The organism is Nocardia sp. NPDC005978 (genome assembly GCF_040614455.1).
In the GTDB taxonomy this organism is placed as follows: domain Bacteria; phylum Actinomycetota; class Actinomycetes; order Mycobacteriales; family Mycobacteriaceae; genus Nocardia.
Window position 1 is genome coordinate 1 of sequence record NZ_JBEXUS010000174.1, and the last position, 10,957, is coordinate 10,957.

The 10,957-nt window shown below is 67.8% G+C and carries 12 protein-coding genes; 6 read left to right on the top strand and 6 right to left on the bottom strand.

The genetic code is table 11. The annotated features are described in order from the left end of the window. The coding region (locus ABZ319_RS38510; protein WP_354991531.1) for a wax ester/triacylglycerol synthase domain-containing protein at positions 1 to 1,055 on the bottom strand (1,055 nt) is incomplete at its 3' end. 100 nt (positions 1,056 to 1,155) lie between these two features. Here ABZ319_RS38510 and ABZ319_RS38515 point away from each other — a divergent pair. Next, positions 1,156 to 2,790, top strand: a complete 1,635-nt coding sequence (locus ABZ319_RS38515) for a cytochrome bc complex cytochrome b subunit (RefSeq protein ID WP_354991532.1) — start codon at positions 1,156 to 1,158, stop codon at positions 2,788 to 2,790. A 96-nt stretch (positions 2,791 to 2,886) separates the two neighbouring features. Here ABZ319_RS38515 and ABZ319_RS38520 read toward each other — a convergent pair whose 3' ends face one another. After that, the gene (locus ABZ319_RS38520) at positions 2,887 to 3,096 is read right to left on the bottom strand and encodes a DUF397 domain-containing protein (RefSeq protein WP_354991533.1); all 210 of its coding nucleotides are present in this window, start codon (positions 3,094 to 3,096) and stop codon (positions 2,887 to 2,889) included. Between the two features lie 393 nt (positions 3,097 to 3,489). Here ABZ319_RS38520 and ABZ319_RS38525 point away from each other — a divergent pair, with 393 nt between their 5' ends. The 3 genes from ABZ319_RS38525 to ABZ319_RS38535 all read left to right on the top strand — a co-directional run bounded on the left by ABZ319_RS38525 (position 3,490) and on the right by ABZ319_RS38535 (position 5,849). After that, positions 3,490 to 4,005 carry a DUF309 domain-containing protein gene (locus ABZ319_RS38525; protein WP_354991534.1) on the top strand — a complete coding sequence of 172 codons (516 nt, stop codon included), beginning with the start codon at positions 3,490 to 3,492 and terminating at the stop codon, positions 4,003 to 4,005. A gap of 107 nt (positions 4,006 to 4,112) precedes the next feature. Next, the gene (gluQRS, locus tag ABZ319_RS38530; protein WP_354991535.1) at positions 4,113 to 5,033 is read left to right on the top strand and encodes a tRNA glutamyl-Q(34) synthetase GluQRS; all 921 of its coding nucleotides are present in this window, start codon (positions 4,113 to 4,115) and stop codon (positions 5,031 to 5,033) included. 51 nt (positions 5,034 to 5,084) lie between these two features. After that, entirely contained in the window at positions 5,085 to 5,849 is a 765-nt protein-coding gene (locus tag ABZ319_RS38535) for an RDD family protein (protein ID WP_354991536.1), read from the top strand. A 121-nt stretch (positions 5,850 to 5,970) separates the two neighbouring features. Here the strand turns inward: ABZ319_RS38535 and ABZ319_RS38540 are convergent, their stop codons facing one another. Then, entirely contained in the window at positions 5,971 to 6,678 is a 708-nt protein-coding gene (locus ABZ319_RS38540; RefSeq protein ID WP_354991537.1) for a DUF4190 domain-containing protein, read from the bottom strand. 49 nt (positions 6,679 to 6,727) lie between these two features. Between ABZ319_RS38540 and ABZ319_RS38545 the strand changes: the two genes are divergently transcribed. Beyond that, complete coding sequence (locus ABZ319_RS38545; protein WP_354991538.1) at positions 6,728 to 7,498, top strand: queuosine precursor transporter; 771 nt, start codon at positions 6,728 to 6,730, stop codon at positions 7,496 to 7,498. A 56-nt stretch (positions 7,499 to 7,554) separates the two neighbouring features. On the opposite strand, the gene ABZ319_RS38550 is transcribed toward ABZ319_RS38545, so the two are convergent. Next, on the bottom strand, positions 7,555 to 8,157 hold the full coding sequence (locus ABZ319_RS38550) for a YceI family protein (RefSeq protein ID WP_354991539.1): 603 nt from the start codon (positions 8,155 to 8,157) through the stop codon (positions 7,555 to 7,557). Next, positions 8,142 to 8,516: a hypothetical protein gene (locus ABZ319_RS38555; protein ID WP_354991540.1), complete on the bottom strand. Its 375-nt coding sequence runs from the start codon at positions 8,514 to 8,516 to the stop codon at positions 8,142 to 8,144. Before ABZ319_RS38555 ends, ABZ319_RS38550 begins: the two co-directional genes overlap by 16 nt. A 193-nt stretch (positions 8,517 to 8,709) precedes the next feature. Here ABZ319_RS38555 and ABZ319_RS38560 point away from each other — a divergent pair, with 193 nt between their 5' ends. Further along, positions 8,710 to 9,621, top strand: a complete 912-nt coding sequence (locus ABZ319_RS38560; protein ID WP_354991541.1) for a LysR family transcriptional regulator — start codon at positions 8,710 to 8,712, stop codon at positions 9,619 to 9,621. Here the strand turns inward: ABZ319_RS38560 and tgt are convergent. Then, a complete protein-coding gene (gene tgt / locus ABZ319_RS38565; protein WP_354991542.1) occupies positions 9,618 to 10,874 on the bottom strand; it encodes a tRNA guanosine(34) transglycosylase Tgt in 1,257 nt (418 codons plus the stop codon). The genes ABZ319_RS38560 and tgt overlap by 4 nt on opposite strands. Positions 10,875 to 10,957 lie beyond the last annotated feature (83 nt).

Genomic DNA, 10,957 nt, shown 5'->3' on the forward strand with positions numbered 1-10,957 from the left:
GCGCGGGTGCGGCGCGCGGCCAGCTCGGCGGCGATGCGGGCGGCACGGCGCGCCGGATCGGGCTCTCCCGCATACAGATTCACCGTCAGGTCGTGGTAGCTGTTGCGAGTGGACCTGTCCCCGGACACCGCCATGGGGATCTGTGCGAGCAACGGTGCGGCGGGCGCGTCCCGCGCTGCCGAATACCGTTCCAGGGCAAGCGATATCGCGGTGGCCGTCACCACCGTCACGGTATGGCCGGGCACGCGCAGACGGTGCGAATCGCACACCAGCATGCGCACCGCGTGCGCGGCGGGCGGTGTTCCGTCGCCGTTGAAGAGCGTGGGGGCCGCGGGTGCGGCGGGCGGCCCGATCGCGCCGGACGCGGTGAGATCGGCGAGCTCGCGCTCGGCCCGGAACGCCTCGATGCCCCGGAACACAGTGCGCGCCATATCTATCGGAATTCCCGGCAGCGCCAGCGCGGCCGCCGCCCAGGGTCGCGGCAGGATGGCGGTCAGCAGACCCGCCGCCGCGGCCCGGCCATCCGTGACCAGGCGACGCGACCATCGGTCGGGCTCCGGGCCCGGTCCGGCCGGCGGCTGGACCCCGGAGAACAGCGCCCGCGCCAGCTCTGCCGCGCGCCTGCCGTCCGCGAGCGCGTGCGAGAGCTGCAGGACCGCGATCAGCGCGGGCTCATCCGGCGCCGCGCCGGGCACACCGGTGATCCCGCGGAACAGATGCAGCCGCCACGGCCGCCACCGCGCGCGCAGCCCGGTGGCGAGCAACTCGCCCAGCGCCGCCGGAATCTCGCTCCAGGTCGCAACACCCGGCGAGTGCTCGGCCACCTGCTCGTCGATGAACTCACAAGGCTCCCAAAGTGGATACGCAATGTTTGCAGGAGTATCCAGCACGCGTGCCAGCAAATCCGGAACGAGAGTGACTCGATTCGCGACGATTTCCCGGAGCTGCTCGACCGACTGCCCGGTATCGGCAAAGGCGTACAGCAGGAACAGATCATTGCGGGTCCGCGCCGACAGCCAGTACATGGTGGCGTCCCGGGGCGCCAGGGATTTCACCCGACGACCCTATCGAAAGGCCGTACGGTCCAGGCACTCTGGGTGCTACCGTGTGTAGTAGAAGGCTTGCAATACTCTCTTCTCGGGCCGGGTGACCACTATGGCAACTCGAAATCGACTCGCGGAACAGGCTGATGGGGCGGATCAGCGCTATCGGGCCGCGGCATTCCTCAAAAGATCCATCAATAAGGTATTTCCGACCCATTGGTCGTTCCTGCTGGGCGAAATCGCGCTCTACAGCTTCATCATTCTGCTGCTGTCCGGGGTATACCTGACCCTGTTCTTCGACCCGTCCATGACCGAGGTCGTCTACAACGGCTCCTACCAGCCACTACGCGGTGTGACCATGTCCCGCGCCTACGCCACGACGCTGGAGATCTCCTTCGATGTGCGCGGCGGGCTGTTCGTGCGCCAGGTGCACCACTGGGCCGCACTGCTGTTCTCCGCGTCCATGATCATTCACCTGTGCCGGGTGTTCTTCACCGGCGCGTTCCGCAGACCCCGCGAGGCGAACTGGGTGATCGGCGCACTGCTGCTGATCATCGCCATGTTCGAGGGCTTCTTCGGCTACTCGCTGCCGGACGATCTGCTCTCGGGCACGGGCCTGCGCGCGGCCTTCGCCGGCATCACCATGAGCGCGCCCGTCATCGGAACCTGGCTGCACTGGCTGCTTTTCGGCGGCGACTTCCCCGGGAACCTGATCGTGCCGCGGCTGTACGTGACGCACGTGCTGCTCTTCCCCGGAATCATGCTGGCGCTCATAGCCGTTCACGTCGCGCTGGTCTGGTATCAGAAGCACACCCAGTTCCCCGGGCCCGGGCGCAGCGAGAAGAATGTCGTCGGCACCCGCATCGTGCCGGTGTTCTCCCTGGACCAGGGCGCGTTCTTCGCCATCACCCTGGGCGTGCTCGCGCTCATGGGCGGACTGCTGCAGATCAATCCGGTGTGGAACCTGGGGCCCTACAACCCCTCCCAGGTCTCCGCGGGCACCCAGCCGGACTTCTATCTGATGTGGACCGACGGCTTCCTGCGCCTGTTCCCGGCCTGGGAGCTCTATATCTTCGGGCACACGGTGCCCGGCGCGTTCTCGGTCGCGCTGGCCATGCCGCTGATCTTCGGCCTGCTCATCGTGTATCCGTGGATCGAGAAACGCCTGACCGGCGACCGCGCCCACCACAATCTGCTGCAGCGACCCCGGGACGTGCCGGTGCGCACCGCCATCGGGGCCATGGCGCTCACGTTCTACCTGGTGCTCACCCTGGCGTGCGTGAACGACATCATCGCGCTGCAGTTCCACATCTCGCTCAACGCCACGACCTGGATCTTCCGCATCGCGTTGCTGCTCGGCCCGCCGCTGGCGTACTACACGGCCTACCGGCTGTGCCTGGGATTGCAGCGCCGGGATCGCGCCGTGCTCGAACACGGCGTGGAAACCGGTGTGGTGCGCCGTCTTCCGCACGGCGAGTACATCGAGATCCACCAGCCGCTGGGCCCGGTGGACGCGCACGGCCACCCGATTCCGCTGGAGTACCAGGGCGCGCCGGTGCCCTTCAAGATGAACCAGCTCGGCAGTGCGGGCCGGCCCGGCACCGGCGGCTTCTTCCGTGCCGATCCGGCGAGCGAACGCGAGCAGCACGTCGCCACCGAACTGGCCGCCGAACACGCACAGCTCGCGGTCCTGCGGCGCGCGCAGCGGAACGGCGCCCCGCCCGCCGAGGACGCCCCGCCCGAGTAGTGGGCCGCGTGCGGAAAAGCGCAGGGCCGCCCGGAAATACGGAGAACCCCGAGTCTGGCATCGACTCGGGGTTCTCTGTTCGCTTTCGGCCGGCGGTCAGGCGCGCTTGAACTCGCCATCGGAGACGCCCGCTACGAAGGCGTCCCACTCACCCGGGGTGAAGGCCAGAATCGGGCCGTGGCCGTGATCCTTGGTGTCACGCACGCCCACGGCGCCGTTTGCGTGGAATGCGACCTCCACGCAGTTGCCGTTGGGGCCGCTGTGTTTGCTCTTGCGCCACACGGCGCCTGTGAAATCAACATTCACGGTACTAGCTCCTTTGCTGCGTCAAGCTCGAGATCTTGCTGGCATCGATCTAGGTGACGCTGGAATCCACGACGTTGCACGATTCCCGCGTACGCCGGGAGTTGCACGCAAACACCCCGTACAACCTACTTTCCGCACTTCACGATGGGAATGCACCCCCGATGGCCCTTCCCGCGCTAAAGACTAGCAGGGTTCGACATAAGGAGATCGCATTCTTTCGTTTTCAACCAGCAAATTTGCAGCAAGGTTAGCCAGCTAATTATTTGCCTAGAATTTGCCAAACTTCAGCGCACACGATTATTGAACCCCGCAATTTAGTTGTCGGTTTATTTGCTCACCTCCTGGCTAACTCGATTCCGGCCGCCCGCGGCCGCATCCGGGATCATGGACGGCATGGCCGAGCACATCCCGGACAAACCGGCGCCGGAGCCCGAAGCGGACACGCGCGATCGCGACGAAACGGGCCGCGCGCGCAACTCCCGACCCCGCGACCGCTTGGGCCGCCCGCTGCCCTTCGGCAGTCCCGGCGTGCCACGCATACCCGATGACCTGCTGCTCTCCCCCGCCGACACCCTCGACTACGCCCAGCGCCTGCTGGACGACGGGCTCGCCTTCAACGCGCACGAGGTCCTCGAGGCCGCCTGGAAGAACGGTCCGTTCGCCGAGCGGATGCTGTGGCAGGGTCTGGCCCAATACGCCGTTGGCCTGACCCACATTCAGCGCGGAAATCCCAAGGGCGCGCGCACCCTGCTCGAACGCGCGACGCATCGGCTCGCCGCCTGCGAGCCCGTCCCCTACGACATCGACGCACCCGGTCTCATCGCACACGCCACCGCCGTACTGGCCGCCCTCGACGCGGAAAAGCCGCTGGCGGACGGCGATTTGCGAGTGCGGCTGCGAGTTCGCTGAGTTCGATGCCGACCGTCGGCGCACACCGGATGTGCGACCGCCGCCGGCCGAGCGTGACGTCGCGGCGCGAAGGCTGCGAATACGCCCGTCACCTACTATGAGCCGCTGTGTCCACCACCGGTTTCGGACGATTCGCACCCAGCCCCTCGGGCGATCTGCACCTGGGGAACCTGCGCACGGCACTGCTCGCCTGGTTGTTCGCCCGCTCGACCGGCCGCGGCTTCCTGCTGCGGGTCGAGGATCTGGATCGGGTCCGGGCCGGATCGCAGGAGCGCCAGCTCGCGGATCTCGCCGCGCTCGGCCTGGAGTGGGATCCGCCGGTCGTGCGGCAGTCCGAGCGACTGCCGCTGTACGAACGAGCCATTGCGCGGTTGACCGCCGCGGGACGCACGTATGAATGTTTCTGCACCCGCCGGGAAATTCAGCAGGCGGTCACCGCTCCGCACGGACCCATGGGCGCGTATCCGGGAACCTGCCGCGACCTCACCGAAAGCGAACGTGAGCAAAAGCGCGCGGCCGGGCGACCTGCCGCGCTGCGATTGCGTTCCGACGTCACCGATTTCGAAATCACCGATCAGCTTATGGGCAGCTATCGCGGGGCGGTGGACGATCTGGTGCTGCGCCGCGGCGACGGCATCCCGGCCTACAACCTCGCGGTGGTGGTCGACGACGCCGACCAGCACATCGACCAGGTGGTGCGCGGCGACGATCTGCTGCCCTCCACCCCACGTCAGGCCTACCTCGCCACGCTACTGGACCTGCCGATCCCCACGTATGCCCATGTGCCACTGGTCCTCAACCCCGACGGGCAGCGCCTGGCCAAACGCGATGGCGCGGTCACCCTGCACGACCGGATCGAGCTCGGCGAGACACCGCGGCAGGTTTTCACCGCCCTATCGGCATCTCTCGGCTACCCCGAAGCAACCTCAACGTCGCAGTTACTGGCGCAATTCCGGCCGGAAAACCTTCCACACCAACCGTGGACACTCGATCCGAACGGCTTGTTGCAACCCAGTGCGTATCCGTAACGTACGGACTCGACCCAGATCCCGAACGAATTCGACGAGGACGGCGAAACAATGACAAGCGGTGGGTACGACCCCAACCAGTATCCGCAGGGCGGGCAGCCGTACGGCCAGCAGCCGTACCCGCCTCAGGGCCAGCAGCCGTACGGACAGCAGCAGCCTTACGGCCAGCAGCCGGACCCGTACGGCAAGCAGCCCGATCCCTACGGCCAGCAGCAGCCGCCGTCCTACGGCCAGCAGTCCGATCCCTACGGGCAGCAGCAGTACGGCCAGCAGCAGCCTTATGGGCAGCAGCAGCCCTACGGCCAGCAGCCGGACCCCTACGGCCAGCAGCAGCCGTTCCCCGGCGGCCAGCCCGGCTACGGCGCGCCCGCCTTCGGCGCCGGCGCGGTGCCCGCCGACCTGTGGACCCGCTTCGGCGCCCGCGTGATCGACACCCTGATCGCCGGCATCCCGGCCGCCATCATCGGCGGGATCCTGTCCGCGGTCATCGGCGGCATCGTCGGCAACATCATCCAGTCGCTGTTCATCGGCGTGGTCATCACCGCCTACTTCGTCGGCATGGAGACCTCGCAGAACACCACCCTGGGCAAGAAGATGCTGGGTCTGCGCATCATCCCGCCGAACGGCGCGCCCAAGATCACCCCGCAGCAGTCGCTGATGCGCAACCTGTACGCGGCGTGCAACGCTGTCTACTGCCTGGGCGGACTGGTCGGCTTCGGTCTGGCGATCTACATCGCCATCACCATCGAGCAGGACCCGAACAAGCAGGGCTGGCACGACAAGCTCGCCGGCGGCACGCAGGTCATCAAGGGCTGATAGCTCGCACGTCCCGCGTCGAGCCGGGGCGACAGCACGAAACGGGGCGCATCCGCGATGGATGCGCCCCGTTGTCGTTGCCGGACCCGGTTCGCCGCACGATCTTTCGCGGGACCGCCGGTCAGTAGCTGCTGGTTCCCAGGAAGGCCGCGCCGATGATCACCCACAGCAGGATGCCGAGCGCCAAACCGCCCGCACCGACCCAGATGCCGCCGAGCGCGAGCCCGCGGCCCTCCTGACCGGTCTGCTTGACCTGGTTCAGCGCCATCACGCCCAGGATCAGGCCCACCAGCGAACCGATCGGCAGGAAGCAGAAGAACAGGGTTGTCAGGCCGAGGATCGAGGTGATCAGCGCGCCGATGGCCAGACCGTTGGTGCCCATCGCGGGCTGCCCGTACCCGTAGGGCTGATATCCGGCGGGCTGGCCGTACCCGGGCTGCTGGTATCCGTAGCCCGGCGTCCCCGGCTGCGCGAACCCGCCCGAGGCGGGCTGGGCGAACCCGCCCGACCCCGGCTGGGCGTAACCACCCGAGGCGGGCTGCCCGTAACCGCCCGGCGCGGGCTGGGCGAAGCCGCCGGAACCGGGTTGTGCGTAGCCGCCCGAAGCCGGATACGGCGTCCCCGGATTCGATTGCGGCGGCGGATAATTCGGATACTGCGGCGCGCTCGGCGGCGCGTCCTGCGGCTTGCTCAGGTCCGGCGCCGAGGGATAGCCGGCCGGCGGCGGTGTTCCCGGATTCGACCCCGCGCCCGCGGGCGTGGAATCCGGCGAGACCCCTTCACCGCCGTACTGTTTCCACCACTCGTCGGAACCGCCGGCATTCGTCATCAGCCCAGCCTATTCCACCCGAACCCGACACGGGTATCCTGTCTTGTTCGTGAGTGATGCACTATTACCGGCGGACACCGCCGGATCTGGACGCCCCGCTACCGAACACGCGGCATTCGCGAAGGCGGCGGGGGGTTACTACACACCGGTCGTGGCGCTGTTCACGGCAGTACTGATCATCTCGAACATCTGCGCCACCAAGGGCGTTCAATTCTTCACCGATCAGTCCCTGAAGCTCGGGCCGATCGAAATCCTGCCGATCACCACCGACGGCGCCTGGTTCCTGTTCCCCTTCGCCTACATCCTCGGCGACGTGCTGAGCGAGGTGTACGGCTTCAAGGCCGCGCGCCGCGCGATCTACCTGGGCTTCGGGACACTGCTGGTCGCGGTGGTCGCCTTCGAGATCGCCATCGCCCTGCCCGCCATGGACTCCGCGTATCAGGAATCCTTCGCGGGGGTCATCGGGCACACCCCGCGCATGGTCGCCGCCGGGCTCATCGGGTTCTTCGTCGGTGAGATGCTGAACTCGGCCACCCTGGTCGCCATCAAGGAGCGCACCAAGGAGAAACACCTGTGGGCGCGGCTGATCGGGTCGACCGTCGTCGGCGAATTCGGTGACACGCTGATCTTCTGCTCCATCGCGGCCGGTGTCATCGGCATCTCCTCGTGGGGGCAGTTCTTCAACTACGTGATCGTCGGCTTCGTCTGGAAGACGCTCGCCGAGATCATCGTGCTGCCCATCACCTACCGGGTCATCGCGTTCCTGAAGAAGAACGAGCCCAGCTACCAGCCGCTGGGCAAGCCCGCGCTCGCGAGCTGACCGCGGCGGTTCGCGGTCCGCACCCCACGCGCGGACCGCGAACCCATTACCCGCGCTCAGCCCAGCGGCATCTCGGCCAGCAGGGCGGCGGGGTCGTATCGAATGAGCACGACGTCCAATTCCAGGGCCACCCGATCCTCGATCAACCGGATCGCGAGCATGGGCACCGTCGGTGCGATGATCCCGAAGTCGGCGAGCGAGAGACTGGCGACCGCCGAGAAGGCGATGTGCTCTTCGCCGTCCGCGAACGGGTCCGGGGCGCTGCCCAGCCAGGCGACCGTCAGGATCACCGTGCGGGTCACCCCGTGCACCGTCAATTGCCCGGACAGCGTGCCGCGGCCGTCGGCGTCCAGGATCAGGCCCGCGCCCTCGAAGACCACGTCTGGATAGGTCTCCACGTCGAGCAGTTCGGCCGAGATCAGATGCCGATCGCGTACGGCCAGCCCGGTGTGCACGCTCTTGGCGTCGATGGACACCGTGGCGGTGCTGTGCACCAGGCTGGTGGCCATGTCGAAGGTGCCGCGCACGCGGGTGAAGCGGCCCCGCACCCGCCCCGCGCCCCGGTGCACGGCCACGAACTGCGCGTTCGTATGGAACGGGTCGATATGCCAGGTGCCCGGACTCGGCAGGCGGCCGGGCAGATTCACGAGGCGCCCCACTCGTCCGCGGGCTCCGCGACGGTGGCGATGACACCGGCCCCGGCGACGTTGTCCAGGTAGCCGCTCAGGATTCGAGTCGCCGTTCCGGCGATCACCTCGACGATCTCCGCGTCGGTGAGCCCGCTCAGGCGGGCCAGCTCGAGCTGCGCGTCGGTGATCGCGCCGTGCGTGCGCAGCAGCGCCGCGGACAGGCCCCGCACCGCGGCCGCCCGCAGATCGATGTCGGCGGTCTCCGCATCCCGCCGGGCGGCGGCCGGATCGGGCGCGATGCGGAATCGCAGATGAACGGTGGCGCGTAACTCGGTGGCGGGCACGGGTTCCGGCGCGCGCGACGGTTCCACCCGCAGGGGAAGTCCCACGATCCCGTCTCCTTTCGTGCGTGATGGCGACCGTTCGATCCTCACGCGGGCGCGGGTGCGCGAACAATGACGATCTGCTGATGCATCGATTACCCAGGGTTATCGACCGAGGTGATGACGCCTGGAAGGTGCAGTACGATTCGCGGCGGCCGGCGTACGTGGCGGCCGCTGAACCGCTCGGAGGCCGGACGCTGTGGAACGACACGAGATCGAGGCGTTCCTGACCCTGGCGCAGGAGTTGCACTTCGGGCGCACCGCCGAACGTCTCGGACTGTCCCAGGGCCGCATGAGCCAGACCATAGCCAAGCTCGAAAGGCAGTTCGGCTCACCGCTTTTCGAGCGCACCAGCCGCCAGGTCCGGCTGACCCCGGTGGGCAGGCAGCTGCGCGATGACCTGGAACCGGCCTTCCGGCAGATCCAGCGCGCGGTGGCCCGCGCCAAGGCCGCGAGCCGCGAGGTGTCCGGCGTGCTCCGGGTCGGTTACCAGGGCGCGGGCACCACCCCGATCCTGCGCGCGGTGATCGACGAGTTCCGCCTGGCGCACCCGGGGTGCGACGTGCAGTTGCGCGAGTGCCAGCTCTCGGACTGGGTGCGCGGGCTGCGCGAGGACACCATCGACATGCTGTGCACGCTGAGCCCGATCAACGAACCGGATCTGCGGACCGGGCCGATCCTGCGGCGCGATCCGCGCGTGCTGGCCATCGCCAGCGATCATCCACTGGCACAGCAGGATTCGATTTCCATGGAACAGCTCGTCGATCTGCCGCTGCTCGGCATCGAAGGCGTGCCGGAGTACTGGATGCGCGCGCAGAATCCACCGCGCACGCCGCAGGGCGCGCCGCTGCGATCCGGAATTCGCGCGGCGACCCATACCGAACTGCTCGCCCTGGCCGCCGAGGGGCGCGGGGTGTGCCTGGGCACGGATCTGATGGCCGAGCACTACCGCCATCCTCAGGTGTCCTGGATTCCGGTGCCCGACGGGCCGCGAATCTCGTGGGGCCTGATCTGGCGAGCCGCGGGCGAGGACGCGCGCATTCGCGCATTCGCCGGTGTCGCGGGCGAATTCGCCCGCGATCGGCCCTGGTCCGGGGCTGGTCCGGACTAGTCCTCGGGCGACTTCACCCGCCCGCGCCACTGCCCCAGGAATTCGGTCTTGTAGTCCTGGAAGTAGCCGCCGTCGATGCTCTCGCGAATGCGATCCACCAGCCGCACCGTGAAGCGCTCGTTGTGGATCGTGCACAGCGTGGAGGCGAGCATCTCCTTGGCCTTGAACAGGTGATGGATGTAGGCGCGGGTGTAGTTCGCGCAGGTGTAGCAGTCGCAGGTCTCGTCGATGGGCGTGAAATCACGCTTGAAACGCGCGGTGTTGATGTTGAACCGGCCCTTGTCCACGTACATGGCGGCGTTGCGGGCCACCCGCGAGGGATTCACGCAGTCGAAGGTGTCCGCGCCGTTCTCGACCGCGACGAAGACATCCTCGGGTTCGCTGATGCCGAGCATGTGGCGCGGCTTGTGTTCGGGCAGTTCGTCACAGCACCAGCCGACGATGGTGCCGAGATTGTGTTTCTCCAGCGCGCCGCCGATGCCGTAACCGTCGAATTCCGTTCCGCCCGCGCCGCGGAGCGCTTCGAGGTCGCGAGATGCCTTGCGCCGCAGGTCTTCGTACTGCGCGCCCTGGAGTACGCCGAACAGCGCCTGGTAGGGGCGATGCGAGCGCGCCGCGGTGAGCCGCTCGTGCTCGTCCAGGCAGCGCTGCGCCCACAGGCGGGTGCGTTCGAGCGACTCCTCCTGGTAGCCGCGGGTGTTCATGAGGGTGGTGAGCTCGTCGAAGGCGAACATGACGTCCGCGCCCAGCTGATGCTGGATGCCCATGGACACCTCGGGGGTGAAGCGATGCCTGGAGCCGTCCAGGTGGGAGCGGAAGGTGACGCCGTCGTCGTCGACGTGCGCCAGGCGCTCCTTGCCCTTGGCGATCACGTCGTCGTCCTGCACGCCGACCGCCTCCATGGCCAGCACCTTCTTGAACCCGACTCCCAGCGACATGACCTGGAACCCGCCGCTGTCGGTGAAGGTGGGCCCGGGCCAGTTCATGAACTTCGACAGCCCGCCCGCCTCGTCCACGATGTCCGAGCCCGGCTGCAGATAGAGGTGATAGGCGTTGGCCAGCAGGGCCTGCGAGCCGAGGTCCTTCATGGTCTCGGGCAGCACCGCTTTCACGGTGGCCTTGGTGCCCACCGGAATGAACGCCGGGGTAGCGATGTCCCCGTGCGGCGTGCTGATCAGCCCGGACCTGCCGTGCTGACCCTCCAGCCTGGTACCGACCTTGAACGCGAACTCCGAAGCTGCCACTGTGCCTATCTTGCCCTCCGCTTCGCTCCGGGCGGTTCGCGGCCCTGTTGGCCCGGTTCTTCCCTCCCTCCGCTCCTCCGCTTCGCTCCCCC

Excerpts from the sequence above, each read along its gene's own strand:
- ABZ319_RS38515 (WP_354991532.1), top strand. The coding sequence starts at position 1,156 with ATGGCAACTCGAAATCGACTCGCGGAACAGGCTGATGGGGCGGATCAG.
- ABZ319_RS38525 (WP_354991534.1), top strand. The coding sequence starts at position 3,490 with ATGGCCGAGCACATCCCGGACAAACCGGCGCCGGAGCCCGAAGCGGAC.
- ABZ319_RS38535 (WP_354991536.1), top strand. The coding sequence starts at position 5,085 with ATGACAAGCGGTGGGTACGACCCCAACCAGTATCCGCAGGGCGGGCAG.
- ABZ319_RS38540 (WP_354991537.1), bottom strand. The coding sequence starts at position 6,678 with ATGACGAATGCCGGCGGTTCCGACGAGTGGTGGAAACAGTACGGCGGT.